The organism is Pseudomonas sp. SCB32 (assembly GCF_009189165.1).
Lineage (GTDB): Bacteria > Pseudomonadota > Gammaproteobacteria > Pseudomonadales > Pseudomonadaceae > Pseudomonas.
In genome coordinates this window covers 4,436,730-4,459,037 of the sequence record NZ_CP045118.1, presented here as the reverse complement: position 1 = coordinate 4,459,037, position 22,308 = coordinate 4,436,730, and the positions used below count along the sequence as shown (strand labels likewise).

Here is a 22,308-nt window from a genome sequence, read left to right as displayed (position 1 = left end):
ATCGCGATGTGTCCTCGCTGCCACCTATGCTCGGGGCCACACCTTCCTCTTCATCGAACAACAAGCAACGAGGTTTCCCATGCGCGAAGTGGTGATCGTCGACAGCGTCCGTACCGGCCTGGCCAAGTCCATCCGGGGCAAGTTCAACATGACCCGTCCGGACGACATGGTTGCCCACTGCATCGACGCGCTGCTCGCGCGGAGCGACCTCGACCCGCTGCTGGTGGACGACTGCGTGGTGGGCGCCGGCTCCAACGAAGGTGCCCAGGGGCACAACATCGGCCGCAACGCGGCGGTGCTGTCCAGGCTCGGCATCCATGTCGCCGGCATGACCCTGAACCGCTACTGCTCCTCCGGCCTGCAGGCCATCGCCATTGCCGCCAACCAGGTGGCATCGGGGTGCAGCGACATCATGGTTGCCGGTGGCGTCGAGTCCATCACCCTGACCATGGGCAAGCAGAACCGCGACAACTTCGTGAACCCGCGCCTGCAGGCCGAGTTCCCCGGCATCTACTACCCCATGGGTCAGACCGCCGAGATCGTCGCCCGCCGCTACAACGTCACCCGCGAACAGCAGGATCTCTACGCCCTGCAGAGCCAGCAGCGCACCGCTCGCGCTCAGGCCGAGGGGCTGTTCAACGATGAAATCATGCCGATGAGCGTGAAGTACCTGGTGGAAGACAAGGCCACCGGCGAGAAGCAAGTGCTCGACGGCGTGGTGGATCGCGACGACTGCAACCGTCCGGATACCACGATCGAAGGCCTGAACTCCCTCAAGCCGGTGTTCGCCGAGGACGGCTCGGTCACCGCCGGCAACGCTTCGCAGCTTTCCGACGGCGCCTCCATGACCCTGGTAATGAGCCTGGACAAGGCGCTGGACCTGGGCCTGAAACCCAGGGCTTTCTTCCGTGGCTTCACCGTTGCTGGCTGCGAGCCGGACGAAATGGGCATCGGCCCGGTGTTCTCGGTGCCCAAGCTGCTCAAGGCCAAAGGCCTGCAGATCGACGACATCGACCTCTGGGAGCTCAACGAAGCTTTCGCTTCCCAGTGCCTCTATGCCCGTGATCGCTTGGGCATCGACAACGAGAAGTACAACGTCAACGGTGGCTCCATCTCCATCGGCCACCCCTTCGGCATGACCGGCTCGCGCCAGGTCGGCCACCTGGTGCGCGAACTGCAGCGTCGCAACCTGCGCTACGGCATCGTCACCATGTGCGTGGGCGGCGGCATGGGCGCTACCGGCCTGTTCGAAGCGGTGCGCTGAGCCCCGTTCGACACCGTGTTTCCCGGCCCGCTCCACGCAAGCGGGCCGGGTACGACAAAAGAGCCCCCGGCACAGATGCCGGGGGCTTTTTTCATTCTGTGGGGGAACTGGTCGGCGAGAGTCCGCAGGGGCGAGCTTGCTCGTGTACGGCTTTTTCCGGCTAAACGAAAAGGGCGGACGGATGCCAAGGCAAACGCCCGGTGTTTCCTCTCCCGCTACACCGGATCAGCGAGCTACACGTACGAACAGACCGGCTGCCTGCTTCATGCGTTCGATGTACTTCGCTACCTCGCGCTCTGCATCGAAGCGAGTGAAAAACGGTCCTTCCAGTGTTCCTTCCCGGGTGGAGAAGAAGTACTGGCCATTGACCGAAGTAACACGGTCGCTGCGGTAGTGGGTTGCCGCGTGAGAGTCGTTGGACCGTTGGCCGACCATGAAGTCGCCTCCTGTACAAAAGGATCAATTACTTACGAGTGTATGCGGCGAACCCTTGCACTACCGGGCTTGCGACGAACGGCAGGGTTTCGTGTCAGGGGCGAAACAGGCAGACAGGGAGGGTTCGAGCGCTGTTGTCCATGTTGAAGGGCGGGGGGAAGAATGCCGTTTGGGTAGGGTTGGTGTGTTGTATTTGGTTATAATAAAATCAAAATATATTCTTTTTAATAGATATCGGCCCTGTGCATAGTGGACCCCAACACGAACAAGGAGATACCTATGAGCTTGCGACTTGGCGACATCGCCCCCGACTTCGAACAGGAATCCAGCGAAGGCCGCATTCGTTTCCACGAGTGGTTGGGTGGCAACTGGGGCGTGCTGTTCTCCCACCCGGCCGACTTCACCCCGGTGTGCACCACCGAGCTTGGTCTCACCGCCAAGCTGAAAGACAAGTTCGCCGAGCGCGGCGTCAAGGTCATCGCCCTCTCGGTCGACCCGGTGGACTCCCACGTGAAGTGGATCGACGACATCAACGAGACCCAGAACACCCGAGTCAACTTCCCGATCATCGCCGACGCCGACCGCAAGGTGTCGGAGCTGTACGACCTGATCCACCCGAACGCCAACGACACCCTGACCGTGCGTTCGCTGTTCGTCATCGATCCGAACAAGAAGGTGCGCCTGACCATCACCTACCCGGCGAGCACCGGGCGCAACTTCAACGAGATCCTGCGGGTGATCGACTCGCTGCAACTGACTGACAACCACAAGGTCGCCACGCCGGGCAATTGGCAGGACGGCGACGAGGTGGTGATCGTGCCCTCGCTCAAGGACGAGGACGAGATCAAGCAGCGCTTCCCCAAAGGCTATCGTGCCGTCAGGCCGTACCTGCGCCTGACGCCGCAACCGAACAAGTGATTCGAAGCGGCTGCGCGTCGGCCAGCCTGCGTTGCCAGCGACAGCGAGATGCTCATGTGCCGTAGCACACTCCGTTCTCACTGCCGCTGGCGCCTTGCCTGGCTCCAGCTCGCGCGCTCCGGGTCTCGAAGTTTCAACCTCGAGCAGGGTAATGGGGCCGGTTCGCCGGCCCATTCTTTTCAGTTTTCACGCGGACCACGCCGCGCTTTTTTCTTCCAGTTCTGACTTGCCCGCCACACGGGGAGAAGACGTCAGCCCACGCCAAGGAGAACGACCATGGGTCATTCCACCTGGCGCCGCAGCCTGGCCGTCGCTCTTCTCGCGAGCCTGCCGATCGGCGCCTGCAACAGCTTCGCCCAAGCCGCCGACGCACCGAAAGAGGTGCGGTTGGACTACGCCTACTACGCGCCCACCAGCCTGGTGCTCAAGCATTTCGGCTGGCTGGAAAAGTCCCTCAAGCCGCAAGGCACGCAAGTGCGCTGGGTGTTCAGCCAGGGCAGCAACCGCTCGCTGGAATACCTCAACGCCGGCAGTACCGATTTCGCCTCCACCGCAGGGTTGGCCGCCGTACTCAGCCGCGCCAATGGCAGCCCGCTGAAGACCGTCTACATCGCCAGCCGCCCGGAGTGGACCGCGCTGGTGGTGCCCAAGGATTCGCCGCTCACGTCCGTCGCCGACCTCAAGGGCAAGAAGATCGCCGCCACCAAGGGCACCGACCCCTACCTGTTCCTGCTGCGCAGCCTGCAGCAGGCGGGGCTGGACAAGAGCGACGTCGAGATCGTCCACCTGCAGCACCCGGACGGCCGCGCCGCGCTGGAGCAGGGCAGGGTGGACGCCTGGGCCGGCCTCGATCCGCACATGGCCGCCAGCGAGTTGCAGGCCGGTTCGCGGCTGCTGTGCCGCAACCTCGACTTCAACAGCTACGGCGTGCTCAGCGTCACCGAGAAGTTCGAGCAAGAGCAGCCTGAGCTGATCAGGCAGGTCATCGCCGCCTATGAAGAAGCGCGCCAGTGGGCCATCGCCCATCCGGAGGAGACCGCCAAGCTGCTCGCCGAGGAAGCCAAGCTGCCGCTGGAAGTGGCCAGGCTGCAACTCTCGCGCACCGACTTCAGCCAGCCGCTGCCAGGCGCCGAGCAGATCGCCGCGCTGAAGGCCGCCGCGCCCATCCTGGTGGACGAGCAACTGGTGCGTCCGGGGACCGACGTCACTGCCGTGGTCGATCAGCTGATCGCTCCGCAACTGGCCGGTGAAGTGATCGGCAAACCTGCCGTCGCCAAGGCGGAGCAATAATCCATGCCACTCCAGAGCCTGCCGACCCAGAGCCTGCGCCTCGCCCGCCAGCACCGCGCACTGAAACTGCGCTGGCCCCGCTTGAGCTGGCGCGCCTGGTTGCTGCCATTGCTGCTCTGTGCCGCGCTGGAGCTGGCCGTGCGCGTCGGCTGGCTAGCCGAGCACCAGATGCCGGCGCCCAGCAGCGTCGCGCTGACACTCTGGCAACTGGCCCAGGGCGAGCTCTGGAAGCATGTGGCGGCGAGTCTTGCTCGAGTGGCCGCCGGCTTCTCCATAGGTACTGCGGCGGCCATCCTGATTGGCACCTGGGTCGGCCTCAGCCAGCGTGCCGAGGCCTATCTGGAGCCGACCTTCCAGGCGCTGCGGGCAATCCCCAGCCTCGCCTGGGTACCGCTGTTGCTGCTCTGGCTGGGCATCGACGAGACGCCGAAGATCGTGCTGATCGCCCTCGGCGCGTTCTTCCCGGTGTATCTCGCATTGGTGGCCGGCGTGCGTAACGTCGACCGCAAGTGGGTGGAGCTGGGGCGCCTGTATCACCTGTCGCCCTTCGCCCTGGTGCGGCGCATTCTCCTTCCGGCGGCGCTGCCGAGCCTGTTCACCGGGTTGCGCGGCGCGCTGAGCCTGAGCTGGATGTTCCTTGTCGCCGCCGAACTGATCGCCGCCACCCAGGGGTTGGGCTATTTGCTCAGCGACGGCCGGGAGACGTCGCGGCCGGACATCGTCATTGCCGCCATCCTGGTGCTGGCGGTGCTCGGCAAGCTCAGTGACAGCCTGCTCAAGGCGCTGGAGTCCCGCGCGCTGGCTTGGCGCGACACCTTCCTGGGCAATGGAGACGCCTGATGAGCGCTTTGCTGGAACTGCGCGATATCCGCAAGAGCTTCTCCGGCGTGAAGGTGCTGGACGACGTCAGCCTGAGCCTTGCTCCGGGCGAAGTGGTCAGCCTGCTCGGCCCCAGCGGCTGCGGCAAGAGCACCTTGCTGCGTATCGCCGCCGGGCTGGACGCCGAGTTCAGCGGGGTGCTGGATCGAAACCCGCTGCTGGGCTTCGGCCCGGGCGGCGATTCTGGCCGTGGTGGCGGTGGCATCGGCGTGGTGTTCCAGGAGCCGCGCCTGCTGCCCTGGCTGACGGTGGCGCAGAACATCGGCTTCGCCGACGGCTGGCTGGCGGACGATCACCGCATCGAGCACCTGCTGCGCGACGTGGGGCTGGAGGGCAAGGGCGACCTGCTGCCCAAACAGCTCTCCGGCGGCATGGCCCAGCGCGCGGCCATCGCCCGGGGCCTCTACGGTCGGCCGCAGGTACTGCTGCTGGACGAACCCTTCAGCGCGGTGGACGCCTTCACCCGCATCCGCCTGCAGGACCTGATCCAGGACCTGGCGGTGGAGTACGACATCAGCATCCTGCTGGTTACCCACGACCTGGACGAAGCCTTCTACCTCAGCGACCGCGTCCTGCTGCTGGGCGGCAGCCCCAGCCGCCTGCGCCGCGAATTCCCCGTCCCCTTGCCACGCCCGCGCGACCGCCGTGCGGTGGAACTGGCTTACCTGCGCGGCGAAGCGCTGACCGAGCTGCAGCAGTCCCATGTGATCTGATCCTGCACGGGCGTAGGGCGTACAACCGCGAACCGTTGTACGCCCTACGTCTGCACCAGGATTCCACCCGTAGGAGCGGGCCATGCCCGCGATTCGCGCGCATGGCGCGCCCCCCCTTCAATATCTAACAAAAAAGAATAACCAAATGAATAAATAACATTTATTGGAATATTAGATGGACTGTTAAGGTCTATGCACATTGGTTAGCAGGGCGTTTATTAAATCGCTCTAATCGTTATAAGGAATCGCGCAGATGTACGTAGTCACCCTTGCCGGCAGCCCCAGCCAGCGTTCCCGTTCCGGCGTCCTGGTGGACGTCGCGCGGAACTGGCTGCACGCCCACGGCGCCGAAGTGCGTTCCTACGGCGTGCGCGACTTCCCCGCCGAGGACCTGCTGCATGCGCGCTTCGACAGCCCGCGAGTCATCGAGCTGATCGAGCAGGTGGCCCGTGCCGATGGCCTGGTGGTCGCCACGCCGGTGTACAAGGCGTCCATCGCCGGCGCGCTGAAGGTCCTGCTGGACCTGCTGCCGGAGCGGGCGTTGAGCCACAAGGTAGTGCTGCCCCTGGCCACCGGCGGCAGCAACGCCCACATGCTGGCGGTGGACTACGCGCTCAAGCCCGTGCTCGCCGCGCTCAAGGCCCAGGAAACCCTGCACGGCGTGTTCGCCGAGGACAACCAGGTGCAATACCCCGAAGGCAACGCCCCGGCACGCCTCGACCCGGCCCTGGAGCATCGCCTGCTGGATGCCCTGGAACAGTTCCACGGCGCCCTGGCACGCCGTCCCAAACCCATCGACCCGAACCTGCTCAACGAACGGCTGATCAACGCCCGCTGGAGCATCTGAACCAAGACATCTCAGGGAGACGAACGCCAAGCCCCGACCCGGCAGGCGACGATTCCCGGACAACACGACAAGGCCCTTACTGTCCCGATAACGGGACCGCAGGTCCGGCAAGCACACTCGATAAAGGAGCACTCCCATGCGGACCCTCACTTTGCGTAGTGGACTGGCGGCCCTGCTGATCGCGGCCCTGTCCTACAACGCCCAGGCGCAAGAACAACCCGGTACCCTGCGTATCGGCTACCAGAAATACGGCACCCTGGTGCTGCTCAAGGCCCGCGGTACGCTGGAGAAGCGCCTGGCCGAGCAGGGCGTCAAGGTGCAATGGACCGAATTCCCCGGCGGCCCGCAGCTGCTGGAAGGCCTGAACGTCGGCAGCATCGACTTCGGCGTCACCGGCGAAACCCCGCCGGTGTTCGCCCAGGCCGCTGGCGCTGATCTGGTCTACGTCGCCCACGAACCGCCAGCGCCGAGCAGCGAAGCGATCCTCCTGCCCAAGGATTCGCCGATCAAATCCGTCGCCGAACTCAAGGGTAAGAAGGTCGTCCTGAACAAGGGCTCCAACGTGCACTACCTGCTGGTGCGCGCCCTGGAGAAGGCCGGCCTGAAGTACACCGATATCCAGCCTGTCTACCTGCCGCCGGCCGACGCCCGCGCCGCCTTCGAGCGCGGCAGCGTCGACGCCTGGGTGATCTGGGACCCGTACCAGGCCGCCGCCGAGAAGCAGCTTTCTGCCCGCACCCTGGTCGACGGCACCGGTCTTGTGGATAACCACCAGTTCTACCTGGCGACCCGCCTCTACGCGGACCACCACCCGCAGGTGATCACCACCCTGATCGACGAAGTGCGCTCGGTAGGCGAGTGGTCGCAGCACAACCCGCAGCAGGTCACCGACCAGGTCGCGCCGCTGCTCGGCCTGCCGGCGGACATCACCCTCACTGCCGTGAAACGCCAGGGCTACGGCGCCCAGCCGATCACCCCGGAAGTCACCGCCGCGCAGCAGAAGATCGCCGACACCTTCACCCAGCTGAAGCTGATCCCGAAGGCGCTGAGCATCAAGGACGTGGTGTGGACGGCACCGGCCAAGGTCGCTGCCGCCCAGTAACTGTTCATTGGGTTCCCGCGTGCGCGGGAATGACGGGGCGGGCACCGTACTCCCCGGCGTCATTCCCTCGAGCGCGGGAACCCAGAAAAACCTTGAACCGACACTTTTCATCGCGCGGCTACGCCACGCCGGCGCGCTTATCTGGAGTTACTGCGATGAGTCTGAACATCTTCTGGTTCCTGCCGACCCACGGCGACGGCCACTACCTGGGCACCGCAGAAGGCGCCCGCGCCGTGGACCACGGTTATCTGCAACAGGTCGCCCAGGCTGCCGACCGCCTTGGTTTCGGCGGCGTGCTGATCCCCACCGGCCGCTCCTGCGAGGACTCCTGGCTGGTCGCCGCCTCGCTGATCCCGGTGACCCAGCGCCTGAAGTTCCTGGTCGCCCTGCGTCCGGGCATCATTTCCCCGACCGTGGCCGCTCGCCAGGCCGCAACCCTCGATCGGCTCTCCGGCGGGCGCGCGCTGTTCAACCTGGTGACTGGCGGCGACCCGGACGAACTGGCCGGTGACGGCCTGCACCTGAGCCACGCCGAACGCTACGAGGCCTCGGTTGAATTCACCCGCATCTGGCGCCGCGTGCTGGAAGGCGAGACCGTCGACTACGACGGCAAGCACCTGCAAGTGAAGGGTGCCAAGCTGCTCTATCCGCCGATCCAGCAGCCGCGTCCGCCGCTGTATTTCGGCGGCTCTTCCGATGCCGCCCAGGACCTCGCCGCCGAGCAGGTCGAGCTGTACCTGACCTGGGGTGAGCCGCCGGCCGCCGTCGCCGAGAAGATCGCCCAGGTGCGCGAGAAGGCTGCCAGACAGGGCCGCAGCGTGCGCTTCGGCATCCGCCTGCACGTGATCGTCCGCGAGACCAACGAGGAGGCCTGGCAGGCCGCTGACCGCCTGATCTCTCACCTGGACGACGACACCATCGCCCGTGCCCAGGCCTCGCTTGCGCGCTTTGATTCCGTCGGCCAGCAACGCATGGCCGCCCTGCACGGCGGCAGCAAGGACAATCTGGAAGTCAGCCCCAACCTCTGGGCCGGTGTCGGCCTGGTGCGTGGCGGTGCCGGTACCGCGCTGGTGGGCGATGGCCCGACCGTGGCGGCCCGCGTGAAGGAGTACGCGGACCTCGGCATCGACACCTTCATCTTCTCCGGCTACCCGCACCTGGAAGAGTCCTACCGGGTCGCCGAACTGCTCTTCCCGCATCTGGACATCGCCCGCCCGCAGGCGCCGCAAGCGCGGGGCTACGTCAGCCCGTTCGGCGAGATGGTGGCCAATGATTCTCTACCTCCTAAAAAGCTGCCCAAGGCGGCTGCGAGCTGAACAAACGTAGGGCAAATAACGCGCAGCGTTATCCGCCGCCGATCCCGAACGGCGGATGAAGCGTTCCGCTTCATCCGCCCTACGACTGGGTCCCCGCGTTCGCGGGGATGACGCTGGCGCGGTACCTCCGTCTCGTCACTCCCGCGAACGCGAGAGCCCAGTAAACGATGCACAGGTGGAAAGCGAAAATGGCAAGAAACTCTCTGAATTCAATCGCCCAGCGCTTCGCGCCCTGGGCCCTGCCGGTGGGCCTGGTGCTGATCTGGCAACTGGCGGTGGAGACCGGCTGGCTCTCCAGCCGCATCCTGCCCGCGCCCAGCGCGGTGGCCGAGGCCGGCTACCGCCTGGTGGTCAGCGGCGAGCTCTGGCAGCACCTGGCGATCAGCACCTGGCGCGCCGCCGTCGGCTTCGTCATCGGCGGCGTCATCGGTCTCGCCCTGGGCCTGATCACCGGCCTTTCGCAGTGGGGCGAGCGCTTCCTCGACAGTTCGGTACAGATGATCCGCAACGTGCCGCACCTGGCGCTGATCCCGTTGGTGATCCTGTGGTTCGGCATCGACGAGTCGGCGAAGATATTCCTGGTTGCTCTCGGCACGCTGTTCCCGATCTACCTCAACACTTACCACGGCATCCGCAACATCGATCCAGGGCTGCTGGAAATGTCGCGCAGCTACGGGCTGTCCGGTTTCGGGCTGTTCCGCCAGGTGATCCTGCCCGGCGCGCTGCCCTCGATCCTGGTCGGTGTGCGCTTCGCCCTGGGCTTCATGTGGCTGACCCTGATCGTCGCCGAGACCATCTCCGCCAACGCCGGCATCGGCTACCTGGCGATGAACGCCCGGGAGTTCCTGCAGACCGACGTGGTGGTGCTGGCGATCCTTCTCTACGCCGTGCTCGGCAAGCTGGCCGACCTCGCCGCCCGTGGCCTGGAACGTATCTGGCTGCGCTGGCACCCGGCCTACCAGAGCAAGGCGGGTGCCGCATGAATGCCCTGAATACGCTGTTGCCAAAGCATGGGCCGCAACAACTCAAGCCGGGCATCCCGCTGGTGGTGGAAGGCGTGGTCAAGCGTTTCGGCGAACGCGAGGTGCTCAAGGGTATCGACCTGCGTATTCCCGCCGGCCAGTTCGTCGCCATCGTCGGCCGCAGCGGTTGTGGCAAGAGCACGCTGCTGCGTCTGCTCGCCGGGCTCGACAGTGCCAGCGAAGGTCAATTGCTGGCAGGCTCGGCGCCGCTGGAAAGCGCCCGCGAGGGCACTCGCCTGATGTTCCAGGATTCGCGTCTGCTGCCCTGGAAGCGAGTGATCGACAACGTCGGCCTCGGCCTGAAAGGGGACTGGCGCGCCAAAGCGCTGGAAGCCCTGGAAGCCGTCGGCCTGTCCGATCGCGCCAACGAGTGGCCGGCGGGATTGTCCGGTGGACAGAAGCAGCGCGTGGCCCTGGCCCGCGCCCTGATCCACCGGCCGCGCCTGCTGCTGCTCGACGAACCGCTGGGCGCGCTGGATGCCCTGACCCGCATCGAGATGCAGCAATTGATCGAGCGCCTGTGGCAGCAGCATGGCTTCACCGTGCTGCTGGTCACCCACGACGTCAGCGAAGCCGTGGCCATCGCCGACCGGGTGATCCTCATCGAGGACGGCGAGATCGGCCTGGACCTGCCCGTCGAGCTACCCCGGCCCCGCGCTCGCGGCTCGGCGCGCCTGGCCGCGCTGGAAGCCGAAGTGCTCGAACGCGTGTTGTCGCTGCCCGCACAACCGCCCGAGCCGGAACCCCTATCCCCACTGCCCACGCAATTGCGCTGGGCACTTTGATCCAACGTTCATCCGTGACACCCCCATTCTCCCAAGGAGCTACGCCATGACCATCAAAGCCATCAACGTCCGCAACCAGTTCAAAGGCACCATCAAGGAAATCGTCGAAGGCGATGTGCTGTCGGAAATCGACGTGCAGACCGCCGCCGGCATCGTCACCTCGGTGATCACCACCCGTTCCGTGCGCGAGCTGGAACTGGCCATTGGCAGCGAGGTGATCGCCTTCGTGAAATCCACCGAGGTGTCCATCGCCAAGCTGTGATGCGAGCAAGAGAGGAGGGCGGGCAGTCCGGCGACGGGCTGCCCGTTTTCTTTTTCGTAGAAGCGAGCTCCGAATTCGCCGAAGCGTCCGGAGGGCTCTTGTAGGATGGGTGGAGCGCAGCGATACCCATGCTGCGGGGCGTGGGATCGATGGGTATCGCAGGCTCCACCCATCCTACGCAGAGCCAATCTTTGCGTCGGTGATCTCTGGCTAGAGCAATTACTCTATTTCCCCTAGACTCCCGCTCAAACCAACAAGAGAAAGGAGTCCCGCATGTCCCTGAGTCCCTCCGCTTTCGCCTTGCTCGGCCTGGTCGCCTGGACCGTGCTGCTGGTCCTGCTGCTGGTCAACCAGCGCGGCCTGTTGGTGATGAGCGGCCGCATGAAGGTCAACGCCTTCGCCGCCGACGGCAGCAACACGCCCGGCGCCTTCGGCCAGCGCCTGGCGCGTGCCCACGCCAACTGCGTGGAGAACGTGCCGCTGTTCGCCGCCGTACTGCTCTATGCGATGGTCGCCGGCCAGACCCTGGTGACCGATCCATTGGCGCCGACCCTGCTGGGCGCGCGAGTCGTGCAGTCGGTGGTGCACCTGATCAGCACTTCGCCGCTGGCGGTGTGGATTCGCTTCGCCGCCTTCTTCGTCCAGTTGCTGATCCTCATCTGGTGGCTGCTGCGCCTGTCGGGCCTGGTCTAGCTTCTTGACCGGGAGCGACACGGCGTTGTCGCCGGGCGACCGGAACAGTTGCATAGCGCAACTGTTCCTATGGCGTGATAGCGCCATGACTTAGCATGGCGAACCGCACACGCGTCGAGGCTCCCATGCACGTGACTTCCGGCCGCTGGCAATTCGGCCTGTTTCTCGCCCTGATCACCGCCGTGCTCTGGGGCATCCTGCCGATCAAGCTCAAGGAAGTCCTGAAGACCATGGACCCGGTCACCGTGACCTGGTATCGCCTGGTGGTCTCCGGCGGCGTGCTGCTCGTCTACCTGACGCTGACCCGCCAGTTGCCGGCGCTGCGCCCCATTGGCCGGCGTGGCGCGGGACTGGTGGTGGCGGCCATTCTCGGCCTGACCGGTAACTACGTGTTCTACCTGATCGGCCTGCGCATGCTCACGCCGGGTACCACCCAGCTGGTGATCCAGATCGCGCCGATCCTCCTGCTGCTGGGCAGCCTGCTGGTGTTCAAGGAAAGCTTCAGCATCGGCCAGGCCCTGGGGCTCGCGGTGCTGCTGACCGGCTTCGGGCTGTTCTTCAACCAGCGCCTGGCGGAGCTGTTCGGCTCGATGGGGCACTACACCACCGGCGTGCTGATCGTGGTCTTCGCCGCTTTCGTCTGGACCTCCTACGGCCTGGCACAGAAGCAACTGCTGACGCACTGGACCTCGGTGCAGGTGATGATGGTGATCTACCTCGGCTGCGCCGCGCTGCTCACCCCCTGGGCGCATCCGCTGGAAGCGCTGCAGTTGAGCCCGCTGCAGGGCTGGCTGCTCCTGGCCTGCTGCCTGAACACCCTGGTCGCCTATGGCGCCTTCGCCGAGGCCCTGGCGCACTGGGAGGCGTCCCGCGTCAGCGCCACGCTCGCCATCACCCCGCTGGTGACCTTCGCCTCGGTGGCGCTGGCTGCATCGCTGTGGCCCGACTACGTGCACCCGGAAGACCTCAATGGCCTGGCCTACCTCGGCGCACTGCTGGTGGTGAGCGGCTCGGCGCTGACTGCACTGGCGCCGTCATTGCTGCGCAGTTACCGCGCGCGGCGGGAACGTATCGCCAACGTCTGATCCTGCTTGGCGCCGCAACGCCGTCCTCTACCGAAGCCGGCCAACGGCGGATAACGCCAGGGGCGTTATGCGCCCTACGCGTGGGCTTGCATCCAAAACGAAAACGGGCGCCCGAAGGCGCCCGTCATTGTCAGCACAGAAACCAATCAGGTTGTATGGCGCATAAAGCGGAACGCTTTATCCGCCGTTTGCGCACTATCGCGAAGCTCCAACGAAAACGGGCGCCTGATGGCGCCCGTTTCGTGTCGGCGATGCAGGGCCGATCAGTCGTTGGCCGGACGCACCAGGCGGTAGACCAGCGCACCGATCACGCCGCCAGCCAGCGGGGCGACCCAGAACAGCCACAGCTGCTTCATGAACAGCGGATCGGCGAAGATCGCCACGCCCAGGCTGCGCGCCGGGTTTACCGAGGTGTTGGTGATCGGGATGCTGATCAGGTGGATCAGCGCCAGGGTCAGGCCGATGGCCAGCGGGGCGAAGCCAGCCGGAGCCTTCTTGTCGGTGGCGCCCATGATCACGAACAGGAAGAACGCGGTCAGCAGCACTTCCGTCATCAGCGCGGCCTGCAGGCTGTAGCCGCTCGGCGAGCCTTCGGCGTAACCGTTGGCGGCGAAGCCGGCCAGCGGATCGAAGCCGGCCTTGCCGGTGGCGATCAGGTACAGCGCGCCGCCGGCGAGAACGCCGCCGATGCACTGGGCGATGATGTACGGCACCAGTTCAGCGGTGCGGAAACGACCGCCGGCCCACAGGCCCAGGCTGACGGCGGGGTTGAGGTGACAGCCGGAGATCGGGCCGATGGCATAGGCCATGGTCACCACGGTCAGGCCGAAGGCCAGGGCAACACCCAGCACGCCGATAGCGTGGGCCGCGAAGATGGCGCTGCCGCAACCACCGAACACCAGCCAGAACGTGCCGATCAGTTCGGCACTGCATTTACGAAGCATATTGCCTCCAGAGGAGAAAGAGAGGCCCGGGGGTGGGCGTCGGCATCCTAAGGAAGGCGCTTACGAAAGGGAGGTCGGAGAAATCCCAAGACGGCAGGGAAAACGGCTGATGATTGGAGGGGAGGGTAGTGGTCGCCTACCCTCCGCGGTGCTTACACCTGTGTGCCCAACTGCTCCGCCCGGCGCAGCCAGCCCTGGCGCTGTTCTTCGCTGGAGCCGCGGATCGGACTGAATTCCTCCAGGTGGTGGAACTCGATACCGCAGGGCGCGAGGATGCAGCGGGTCATCTGGCGATGGGCCGGAGCCCCCTGGCGCAGGCGGTAGTGCCAGTGGGTCTGGTCATGGCTGACCAGCAGGTCGGCGCTGCGCCCGCCTAGCAGCGGTTCGAACTCACGGGATTCGGCCGAGCGGTAGCGGAAGGCGAAGCCCGGTTGCAGCACGCGGTCGAAAAAGCCTTGCAGCAGCGCCGGCAGGCCACCCCACCAGACCGGGTAGATGAACGCCAGGTGCTGTGCCCAGTGGATCTGCCGTTGCGCTTCCAGCACATCCGGCTCCAGGCTCTGGCTCTGCTCGTAGCCGCCGCGCAGCACCGGGTCGAAGTTCATCTCGCCGAGCTTCAGCGTGTGCACCACGTGGCCCTTGGCGCGGGCCCCCTGGGCGTAGGCTTCGGCCAGCGCATGGCAGAAGCCGCCGGGCTTGGGCGAGCCGAGCACCAGCAGCACGCGCTTGCCGTCGCCCTCGAGGGGGGTAGCGCCGGACTTGACCGCATCAACCATTCTGACCCGCCTCCAGCATGGTTTCCGGGCGCACCCACTGGTCGAACTCGGTGTCTGTCAGGTAGCCCAGCTCCAGCGCCGCTTCGCGCAGGGTCTTGCCTTCGGTGTAGGCCTTCTTGGCAATCGTGGCGGCCTTGTCGTAGCCGATGTGCGGATTCAGCGCGGTGACCAGCATCAGGCCGCGCTCCAGGTGCTCGCGCATCTTCGCCGCGTCCGGCTCCATGCCGGCCACGCAGTGGCTGTTGAAGTTGCGGCAGCCGTCGGCGAGCAGGCGCACCGATTCGAGCAGGTTGTGGATAATCACCGGCTTGAACACGTTCAACTGCAGATGGCCCTGGCTTGCGGCGAAGGTGATGGTCGCGTCATTGCCGAACACCTGGCAGGCGAGCATCGACAGCGCCTCGCACTGGGTCGGGTTGACCTTGCCGGGCATGATCGAGGAGCCAGGCTCGTTGGCCGGCAGTTTCACCTCGGCGAAGCCCGCGCGCGGGCCGGAACCCAGCAGGCGCAGGTCGTTGGCGATCTTCATCAGCGCCACGGCGAGGGTCTTCAGCGCGCCGGCCAGGGTCACCAGCGGTTCGTGGCCGGCCAGCGCGGCGAACTTGTTCGGCGCGGAGGCGAAGGGCAGGCCGGAAAGGTCAGCCAGCTCGGCGGCGATGGCCTCGGCGAATTCCTTCGGCGCATTCAGCCCGGTGCCGACGGCGGTGCCGCCCTGGGCCAGCTCAAAGACCGCCGGCAGCGCCGCGCGAATGGCGCGCTCGGCATAGTCCAGCTGGGCGACGAAGGCCGAGAGCTCCTGGCCGAAGGTGACGGGCGTGGCATCCATCAGGTGGGTGCGGCCGGTCTTCACCAGTTTGGCGTGGCGGGCGGCCTGCTGGGCCAGGCCGCCGCTGAGCTCTGCGATGGCCGGCAGCAGGTCGTCATGCACGGCCCGCGCGGCGGCGAGGTGCATGGCGGTGGGGAAACTGTCGTTGGAGCTCTGCGCGCGGTTCACGTGGTCGTTGGGGTGCACTGGCGACTTGCCGCCACGCGAGTTGCCGGCGATCTCGTTGGCGCGACCGGCGATCACTTCGTTGACGTTCATGTTGCTCTGTGTGCCGCTGCCGGTCTGCCAGACCACCAGCGGGAACTGGTCGTCGTGCTCGCCGGCGAGGACTTCATCGGCGGCCTCTTCGATCAGGCTGGTGATGTTCTCCGGCAGTTCGCCCAGCTGCGCGTTCACGCGCGCCGCAGCCTTCTTCACCAGCGCCAGGGCATGCACCACGGCCAGCGGCATGCGTTGGCCGCCGATGGCGAAGTTTTCCAGCGAGCGCTGGGTCTGTGCGCCCCAATAGGCATCGTCGGGGACTTCGATAGGACCGAGGCTGTCGGTTTCGGTGCGGCTCATGATGCGTTCCTCCTGGAATGACTCGGCCAGTTTAGGCCGTTGTCGGGGCTCCGGGTTCCGCGTCGGATCAATTGCCTTGATAGAGCGGCTTCACCAGCGCGCCTGGGTCGCGCCGACCCAGCCCAGCGCCTCGCGTACCGGAACGTGCTCGCCGTCGAGGCTGCGCAGGGAGCCGTCGAAGTGGCCGAACCATTGGCTGGTCTCGGCGAACAGCGGCCCCAGGCGCGGACAGGCGCGGTGCAGCTTGCGCGGGGTGAAGGTGAGGTCGACACGCTCGCAGGGGCTGCGCAGGCGCCACGGCGCCAGCGGATCGTGAGGTGCCTGGTGGATCTCGATGTCGTGCTCCAGGCGCTGCAGCTCGCCGCCGAACCACAGGGCGTTTTCCTTGAGCGGGGAGTGGTCCGTCCAGCCGCTGCCGAAGTTACCGGCGATGCCGCCGGGGGCGGCGAAGGCGGCGCGTGTCCAGTGGGTGCGGAAGGGCCACACGCCCCGGCCGAAGTCCAGCGCGGCGAAACTTTCGCCGGCGCTGCACTGGTAGACGCTGCGGCCAAGTTGCAGGCTGCCGCGCACCGGCAGGCCCATTTGCCGGCTGCAGGCATGGAAGCATTGGCCGGCCATGGGCACGACCAGGTTGACCGACTCCAGGTGCGCGGGGCGCTGGACTTCCAGCGCCAGGTTCAGCCGCTGGCCGCCGAGGTCGGGGGCGCTGGCGGTGATGCGCAGCTGGCCGGGTTGTTCGGCGAAGCTCAGGCACAGGTCGCCATGCTGGAAGTTGTGGCTCTGGTTGGGCACGTCGGGCAGCTCGCAGCCCCGGCCCAGGGGCGTGATCTGGGTGCGGTGCACCGAGCGGCCGCTTTCCAGGTCGAGGAAGTAGATGGCGCCGTAGCCCAGGTAGTCGAGGTCGGCGATGGTCAGCGAGAGCATCCAGCCCGGTGCATTGATGCACCAGTGATTCCAGCGCTTGCGCCGGCCCGGGTTGCCCGGCAGGTTGCAGAGCGTCTGTGGCCGGCTCGACCAGCCGATGGCGGCGTCGTTCAGGCGGCCCCGCGGGTCGCACAGGGGCGGCGAGTTCGCATAGGGCGGCACGTAGGTGAAGGTATTCATTGGACACATCCATGTGGCAACGCGAAGCAGCATGACGGTTTGCTGAAAGGTCGACAAGAGAAGTGGGTCACTTCCGTGCAGTTCGGCGGTCACTTGAGCACTTTCCGAACTTAGGCGCAGAATGTCGGGTCCCACCCGGACACACTTTCAGACTCAAGGACTGCCCAATGACCGCTCTTCGTACTCTCTGCACCGCAGCACTACTGGTGGGCTTCAGCACTGTCGCCCTGGCCGACGCCAACACCGAGGCGGAGAAATTCCTCAAGCAGGTTCACGCCGACAAGCTCACCGTGCCGGTCTATGCGCAGGTCCAGCAGATGCTCGCCCAGCGCTTCGCCGCTTCCAACGCGCCCGACAGCAAGAAGCCCGTGCTGGAGCGTTACCAGGCCAAGGCCAATGCCGAGCTCGATCGCGCGGTAGGTTGGGACAAGCTCAAGCCCGAGCTGATCAAGCTCTACACCAGCAACTTCAGCGAGTCCGAGCTCAAGCAGATCAACGAGTTCTACGCCTCGCCGGTCGGCCGCAAGATGCTGGAGAAGATGCCGCGCCTGACCGCCGAATCCGCCCAGCTGACCCAGGCCAAGCTGCAGACCGCCGTGGAGCCGGTGAACAAGCTGATGGCCGACATGGACAAGGAACTGGGCGTGAAGGCCCCGGCCGCATCGTCCGCCCCGGCCAAGAAGCCCTGATTCACTCGTTAGCGTACGAGGCCTGAAATGAGCATGCGTGACCGTATCCAGACCGCCCTGGGCGCCCTCGAACCGCAGCACCTCGACGTGCTCGACGAGAGCCACATGCACAGTCGCGGGCAGGAAACGCACTACAAGGCCGTGATCGTCAGCCCGGTGTTCGCCGGGTTGAACGCGGTGAAGCGGCACCAGAAGGTCTACGCCACCCTGGGTGACCTGATGGGGCAGTTCCACGCCCTGGCCCTGCACACCTACACCCCCGAGGAGTGGGCGCAGCAGGGGCAGGCGCCGGATTCGCCGACCTGCCGTGGCGGCAGCAAGCACGATCTGCACTGACTGCAGGCTGCCCTGATCGGCGGCGGGATGCGGGCAACGCCCCGCTCCGGTAGAATGCGACTCCCAGCGCCGGCTTTCGCCGGCGCTGTCATTTTCAGCTGTTGTTATTCAAAGACCCGGTCCGCCCTTTACGCGGGCGACCACTGGAGTGATGCATGACCACCGATCGAATCGTCGTCGCGGCGTTGTACAAGTTCGTCTCCCTGCCCGACTACGTCGCCCTGCGCGAACCCCTGCTGCAGGCCCTGCTGGACAACGGCGTGAAGGGCACCCTGCTGCTCGCCGAGGAAGGCATCAACGGCACCGTCTCCGGCACCCGCGCCGGTATCGACGGCTTGCTGGCCTGGCTGCGCAACGACTCGCGCCTGGCCGACGTGGACCACAAGGAGTCCTACTGCGACGAACAACCCTTCTACCGCACCAAGGTGAAGCTGAAGAAGGAAATCGTCACCCTCGGCGTGCCGGGCGTTGACCCGAACGCCAAGGTCGGCACCTACGTCGAGCCCAAGGACTGGAACGCGCTGATTTCCGATCCGGAAGTGCTGCTGATCGACACCCGCAACGACTACGAAGTGGCCATCGGCACCTTCGAGGGCGCCATCGACCCGAAGACCAAGTCGTTCCGCGAGTTCCCCGAGTACATCCGCGAGCACTACGACCCGGCCACGCACAAGAAGGTCGCCATGTTCTGCACCGGCGGCATCCGCTGCGAGAAGGCGTCGAGCTACATGCTCAACGAAGGCTTCGAGGAGGTGTTCCACCTCAAGGGCGGCATCCTCAAGTACCTGGAGCAAGTGCCCGAGGCCGAGACCCTCTGGCGCGGCGACTGCTTCGTGTTCGACAACCGCGTGACCGTGCGCCATGACCTGTCCGAAGGCGACTACGATCAGTGCCATGCCTGCCGCAATCCGATCTCGGCCGAGGATCGCGCCTCGGAGCATTACGCTCCAGGCATAAGCTGCCCGCATTGCTGGGATTCGCTGTCGGAGAAAACCCGCGCCAGCGCCCGCGAGCGGCAGAAGCAGATCGAGCTGGCGCGCGAGCGTAACCAGCCGCATCCCATTGGCCGTGACCCCCGCGCGGAGAACTGATACGTGACCAGCCGCCTGCTCTATGTGATGGACCCGATGTGCTCCTGGTGCTGGGGCTTCGCCCCGGTGGCCGAGAAGCTGGTAGAGCAGGCGCGCGCCGCCGGCGTGCCGCTGGCACTGGTGATGGGCGGGCTGCGCACCGGCCAGGGCGCGGCGCTGGAGCCGGCCACCAAGCGCTATATCCTCGAACACTGGCAGGCGGTGCATGACGCCACCGGCCAGCCGTTTCGCTTCGAGGGCGCGCTGCCCGATGGTTTCGTCTACGACACCGAGCCGGCCTGCCGGGCGGTGGTGACCGCTCGCCGCCTGGATGAAGATTGTGCCTGGGCGCTGGTCGGCGAGATCCAGCAGGCGTTCTACGCCGAAGGCCGTGATGTCACCCAGGCCAGCGTGCTTACCGAGTTGGCCGAGCGCGCGGGTCTTCCGCGCATCGAATTCGCCGAAGCCTTCGACAGCCAGGACAACCACCTGGCGACCCTCGCCGACTTCTCCTGGGCCCGCGACCTGGGCATCGCCGGCTTCCCCACCCTGCTGGCCGAGCGCGATGGCCAACTGGCCCTGCTGACCAACGGCTACCAGCCCCTGAGCGAACTGGCGCCGCTGCTGGATCGCTGGCTGGAGCGCGGGCGGCATGCCTGAGCTGTCCGCTGACCGCCTGAGCTGGGCGGAGATTCGCCGCCTCGCTTTCCATCACCGCAAGGCCCTGCTGCTCGCCAACCTGGTCGCCGTACTGGCCACCGCGTGCAGTGTGCCGATCCCGCTGCTGCTGCCGCTGCTGGTGGACGAAGTACTGCTGGGCAAGGGCGACGCCGCGCTGCAGGTGATGAACCACTGGCTGCCTGATGGCTGGCACAAACCCGCTGGATATATCGGCCTGATGCTGTTGGTGACTCTGGCGCTGCGCAGCTGCGCACTGGTCTTCAACGTGTTGCAGGCGCGGCTCTTCGCGCGGCTGTCCAAGGATGTGGTGTACCGCATCCGCCTGCGCCTGATCGAGCGCCTGAAGCGCATCGCCCTGAGCGAATACGAGACTCTCGGCGGCGGCTCGGTCAGCGCGCACCTGGTGACCGATCTCGATACGCTCGACAAGTTCGTCGGCGACACCCTGAGCCGCTTCCTGGTGGCGTTGCTGACTCTCTGCGGCACCGCCGGCATCCTGATCTGGATGCACTGGAAGCTGGCGCTGCTGATCCTGCTGTTCAACCCGCTGGTGATCTTCGCCACGGTGCAGCTGGGCAAGCGTGTGAAGCACCTGAAGAAGCTGGAGAACGACAGCACCGCGCGCTTCACCCAGGCCCTCACCGAAACCCTGGAGGCGATCCAGGAAGTGCGTGCCGGCAACCGCCAGGGCTTCTTCCTCGGCCGTCTGGGCGTGCGTGCCCGCGAGGTGCGCGACTATGCGGTGGCTTCGCAGTGGAAGAGCGATGCCGCCGGGCGCGCCAGCGGCCTGCTGTTCCAGTTCGGTATCGACCTGTTCCGCGCCGCGGCGATGCTCACCGTGCTGTTCTCCGACCTGTCCATCGGCCAGATGCTGGCGGTGTTCAGCTACCTCTGGTTCATGATCGGCCCGGTGGAGCAACTGCTCAGCCTGCAATACGCCTACTACGCCGCCGGCGGCGCGCTGAGCCGTATCAACGAGCTGCTGGCGCGTGCCGACGAGCCGCAGTATCCGCCGCGCCGCGATCCCTTCGTCGGCCAGGACAATGTCGGCATCCAGGTGCGCGACCTGAGCTTCGCCTACCGCGACGAGCGGGTTCTCGACGGCATGGACCTGGATATCGCTCCCGGCGAGAAGGTCGCCATAGTCGGCGCCAGCGGCGGCGGCAAGAGCACCCTGGTGCAACTGATGCTCGGCCTCTACCAGCCGCAATCCGGCAGCATCCGCTATGGCGGCGTGGCGCTGGAGGAGATTGGCCTTGAGTGCGTGCGCGAGCATGTGGCCGTGGTGCTGCAGCATCCGGCGCTGTTCAACGACACGGTGCGCGCCAACCTGACCATGGGCCGCGAGCGCAGCGACGAAGCCTGCTGGCGCGCGCTGGAAGTGGCGCAGCTGGCGGACACCATCCTCACCCTGCCGCAAGGCCTGGACAGTGTGGTGGGCCGCTCCGGCGTGCGCCTCTCCGGTGGCCAGCGGCAGCGCCTGGCCATTGCCCGCATGGTGCTGGCCGAGCCCAAGGTGGTGATCCTCGACGAGGCGACCTCGGCGCTGGACGCCGCCACCGAGTACGCCCTGCACCAGGCGCTGGGGCGCTTCCTCGAAGGGCGCACCACCCTGATCATCGCCCACCGCCTGTCGGCGGTTAAGCAGGCCGACCGGGTGCTGGTGTTCGACGGCGGGCGCATTGCCGAAGACGGCGACCATCAGCAACTGATCGCCGAAGGCGGGCTGTATGCCCGCCTGTATGGCCATTTGCAGCAGAACTGATCAGCCGTAGCGGGTGACTTCCAGGAAGGTCACGCAGTGGCCCAGGTCATGGAAGATCCGGGTGTGGGCGATGTCGTTGTAGGTCACGCCCTGCAGCAGGTCGATCATCGCGGCGTCGCTGCGGTAGTGCGGCTGCCAGTCCAGCAGCCCTTCGAGGTAGGCGATATCCGGTATCCCCGGCAGGAAGTTGCTCAGTAGCAGGCGCCCACCCGGCAGCAGGCGGGCGAACAGGTTGCGGGTGAGGTCGCGGGCGTCCTGGTCATCGAGAACTTCATAGAGCCCGGCGCAGTAAATCAGGTCGAAATGACGCAGGTCGGCCCGGCTGTAGAACAGCTCGTCCAGGCTGCACTGCACCGCCCGTATGCCCTGCGAGGCGTAGCAGGACTCCACGGTTTGCAGCGACTGCAACGGGGTGTCGAGGGCGACGAACTCACGGAAGTGACCGTTGCGCAGCGCCCGCGAAAGGTCCGCCTCGCGCAGGTGGCCGCAGCCCACGCAGAGGATGCGTGCCTGGCCGCCGAGTTGCTCGCAGGTGCGGTCGATCTCCCGGGCCAGCAACTGGCGTCGCGAGCGCAGGGCGCGCGAGGCCGGCGCCGAGCTGGCGTAGCGGAACAGCTCGTCGGTGGGCCCGTCGGGCAGCAGCGAGGGCAGGCTGCTGTCGATACCGTAGAGGTAGTCCAGCAGCACGGCGTTGCCGGCGCCTTCACCCATGGGCCGCTCGCGCCGACGGGGGAAGGGCAGCACCCGGGATTGCTCCACGGGCGCGGAGTGACCGGTGGCCAGCGCCAGCAACTGGGAGTTGCTGTCCTTGATACGGCGCAGTTGCTGTTCGAGTTCTTCGATGGCCTGTTTGATCGATTCCGGATTCTGCTGGGTCCGATTGTCCATTGCCGTCCACCTGGGATGCCGATTGCGTGGCCGGCCCCCCTCCGGGCCGGTGTTTCA

23 protein-coding genes and 1 pseudogene are annotated in these 22,308 nt (G+C 66.1%); 18 read left to right on the top strand and 6 right to left on the bottom strand.

The features are described from left to right. The first annotated feature begins 79 nt into the window (after nucleotides 1-79). Nucleotides 80-1,264, top strand: a complete 1,185-nt coding sequence (locus GA645_RS20345; RefSeq protein WP_152224794.1) for a thiolase family protein — start codon at nucleotides 80-82, stop codon at nucleotides 1,262-1,264. Nucleotides 1,265-1,489: 225 nt separating this feature from the next. Here the strand turns inward: GA645_RS20345 and GA645_RS20340 are convergent, their stop codons facing one another. After that, a complete protein-coding gene (locus GA645_RS20340; RefSeq protein ID WP_152224792.1) occupies nucleotides 1,490-1,699 on the bottom strand; it encodes a DUF6316 family protein in 210 nt (69 codons plus the stop codon). A 279-nt stretch (nucleotides 1,700-1,978) separates the two neighbouring features. On the opposite strand from GA645_RS20340, the gene GA645_RS20335 reads away from it, so the two are divergent. The 12 genes from GA645_RS20335 (at nucleotide 1,979) to GA645_RS20280 (ending at nucleotide 12,611) form a co-directional block, all read left to right on the top strand. Then, a complete protein-coding gene (locus tag GA645_RS20335; protein WP_152224791.1) occupies nucleotides 1,979-2,617 on the top strand; it encodes a peroxiredoxin in 639 nt (212 codons plus the stop codon). 276 nt (nucleotides 2,618-2,893) lie between these two features. Then, nucleotides 2,894-3,907, top strand: a complete 1,014-nt coding sequence (locus tag GA645_RS20330) for an aliphatic sulfonate ABC transporter substrate-binding protein (RefSeq protein WP_152224789.1) — start codon at nucleotides 2,894-2,896, stop codon at nucleotides 3,905-3,907. A gap of 18 nt (nucleotides 3,908-3,925) precedes the next feature. After that, nucleotides 3,926-4,747, top strand: a complete 822-nt coding sequence (locus GA645_RS20325) for an ABC transporter permease (protein WP_152228219.1) — start codon at nucleotides 3,926-3,928, stop codon at nucleotides 4,745-4,747. Continuing rightward, a complete protein-coding gene (locus GA645_RS20320) occupies nucleotides 4,747-5,499 on the top strand; it encodes an ABC transporter ATP-binding protein (RefSeq protein ID WP_152224787.1) in 753 nt (250 codons plus the stop codon). The genes GA645_RS20325 and GA645_RS20320 overlap by 1 nt, the downstream gene beginning before the upstream one ends. A 253-nt stretch (nucleotides 5,500-5,752) precedes the next feature. After that, nucleotides 5,753-6,346: an NADPH-dependent FMN reductase gene (ssuE, locus tag GA645_RS20315; protein WP_152224785.1), complete on the top strand. Its 594-nt coding sequence runs from the start codon at nucleotides 5,753-5,755 to the stop codon at nucleotides 6,344-6,346. Between the two features lie 136 nt (nucleotides 6,347-6,482). Next, the gene (locus tag GA645_RS20310; protein WP_152224783.1) at nucleotides 6,483-7,448 is read left to right on the top strand and encodes a sulfonate ABC transporter substrate-binding protein; all 966 of its coding nucleotides are present in this window, start codon (nucleotides 6,483-6,485) and stop codon (nucleotides 7,446-7,448) included. Between the two features lie 155 nt (nucleotides 7,449-7,603). After that, nucleotides 7,604-8,764 carry an FMNH2-dependent alkanesulfonate monooxygenase gene (gene ssuD / locus GA645_RS20305; RefSeq protein ID WP_152224781.1) on the top strand — a complete coding sequence of 387 codons (1,161 nt, stop codon included), beginning with the start codon at nucleotides 7,604-7,606 and terminating at the stop codon, nucleotides 8,762-8,764. 188 nt (nucleotides 8,765-8,952) lie between these two features. Next, nucleotides 8,953-9,747: an aliphatic sulfonate ABC transporter permease SsuC gene (ssuC, locus tag GA645_RS20300; protein WP_152224779.1), complete on the top strand. Its 795-nt coding sequence runs from the start codon at nucleotides 8,953-8,955 to the stop codon at nucleotides 9,745-9,747. Continuing rightward, nucleotides 9,744-10,571 carry an aliphatic sulfonates ABC transporter ATP-binding protein gene (gene ssuB / locus GA645_RS20295; RefSeq protein WP_152224776.1) on the top strand — a complete coding sequence of 276 codons (828 nt, stop codon included), beginning with the start codon at nucleotides 9,744-9,746 and terminating at the stop codon, nucleotides 10,569-10,571. Before ssuC ends, ssuB begins: the two co-directional genes overlap by 4 nt. A gap of 46 nt (nucleotides 10,572-10,617) precedes the next feature. Then, on the top strand, nucleotides 10,618-10,833 hold the full coding sequence (locus GA645_RS20290; protein ID WP_152224774.1) for a molybdopterin-binding protein: 216 nt from the start codon (nucleotides 10,618-10,620) through the stop codon (nucleotides 10,831-10,833). A 273-nt stretch (nucleotides 10,834-11,106) separates the two neighbouring features. Then, on the top strand, nucleotides 11,107-11,526 hold the full coding sequence (locus tag GA645_RS20285; protein WP_152224772.1) for an MAPEG family protein: 420 nt from the start codon (nucleotides 11,107-11,109) through the stop codon (nucleotides 11,524-11,526). Between the two features lie 125 nt (nucleotides 11,527-11,651). Further along, nucleotides 11,652-12,611: a DMT family transporter gene (locus GA645_RS20280; protein WP_152224770.1), complete on the top strand. Its 960-nt coding sequence runs from the start codon at nucleotides 11,652-11,654 to the stop codon at nucleotides 12,609-12,611. A gap of 263 nt (nucleotides 12,612-12,874) precedes the next feature. Here GA645_RS20280 and aqpZ read toward each other — a convergent pair whose 3' ends face one another. The 4 genes from aqpZ to GA645_RS20260 all read right to left on the bottom strand — a co-directional run bounded on the left by aqpZ (nucleotide 12,875) and on the right by GA645_RS20260 (nucleotide 16,822). Continuing rightward, a complete protein-coding gene (gene aqpZ, locus GA645_RS20275; protein ID WP_152224768.1) occupies nucleotides 12,875-13,555 on the bottom strand; it encodes an aquaporin Z in 681 nt (226 codons plus the stop codon). A 152-nt stretch (nucleotides 13,556-13,707) separates the two neighbouring features. Next, on the bottom strand, nucleotides 13,708-14,331 hold the full coding sequence (locus GA645_RS20270) for an NAD(P)H-dependent oxidoreductase (RefSeq protein WP_152224766.1): 624 nt from the start codon (nucleotides 14,329-14,331) through the stop codon (nucleotides 13,708-13,710). Next, the gene (locus GA645_RS20265) at nucleotides 14,324-15,718 is read right to left on the bottom strand and encodes a class II fumarate hydratase (protein ID WP_152224764.1); all 1,395 of its coding nucleotides are present in this window, start codon (nucleotides 15,716-15,718) and stop codon (nucleotides 14,324-14,326) included. Before GA645_RS20265 ends, GA645_RS20270 begins: the two co-directional genes overlap by 8 nt. A 90-nt stretch (nucleotides 15,719-15,808) precedes the next feature. Next, complete coding sequence (locus tag GA645_RS20260; protein ID WP_152224762.1) at nucleotides 15,809-16,822, bottom strand: DUF2804 domain-containing protein; 1,014 nt, start codon at nucleotides 16,820-16,822, stop codon at nucleotides 15,809-15,811. A gap of 121 nt (nucleotides 16,823-16,943) precedes the next feature. Between GA645_RS20260 and GA645_RS20255 the strand changes: the two are divergent. From GA645_RS20255 to GA645_RS20235, 5 genes and pseudogenes are all read left to right on the top strand, one after another. Continuing rightward, nucleotides 16,944-17,511 (top strand): annotated as a pseudogene (locus tag GA645_RS20255) (DUF2059 domain-containing protein). A gap of 27 nt (nucleotides 17,512-17,538) precedes the next feature. Beyond that, entirely contained in the window at nucleotides 17,539-17,847 is a 309-nt protein-coding gene (locus GA645_RS20250) for a BolA family transcriptional regulator (protein WP_152224758.1), read from the top strand. Between the two features lie 155 nt (nucleotides 17,848-18,002). Then, nucleotides 18,003-18,938 (top strand): rhodanese-related sulfurtransferase, encoded by a 936-nt coding sequence (locus GA645_RS20245; RefSeq protein WP_152224756.1) that lies wholly within the window; start codon nucleotides 18,003-18,005, stop codon nucleotides 18,936-18,938. Between the two features lie 3 nt (nucleotides 18,939-18,941). After that, the gene (locus tag GA645_RS20240) at nucleotides 18,942-19,577 is read left to right on the top strand and encodes a DsbA family protein (protein WP_152224754.1); all 636 of its coding nucleotides are present in this window, start codon (nucleotides 18,942-18,944) and stop codon (nucleotides 19,575-19,577) included. Then, nucleotides 19,570-21,363, top strand: a complete 1,794-nt coding sequence (locus tag GA645_RS20235; protein ID WP_152224752.1) for an ABC transporter ATP-binding protein — start codon at nucleotides 19,570-19,572, stop codon at nucleotides 21,361-21,363. Before GA645_RS20240 ends, GA645_RS20235 begins: the two co-directional genes overlap by 8 nt. Here the strand turns inward: GA645_RS20235 and GA645_RS20230 are convergent, their stop codons facing one another. Next, entirely contained in the window at nucleotides 21,364-22,251 is an 888-nt protein-coding gene (locus tag GA645_RS20230; protein WP_152224751.1) for a class I SAM-dependent methyltransferase, read from the bottom strand. Nucleotides 22,252-22,308 lie beyond the last annotated feature (57 nt).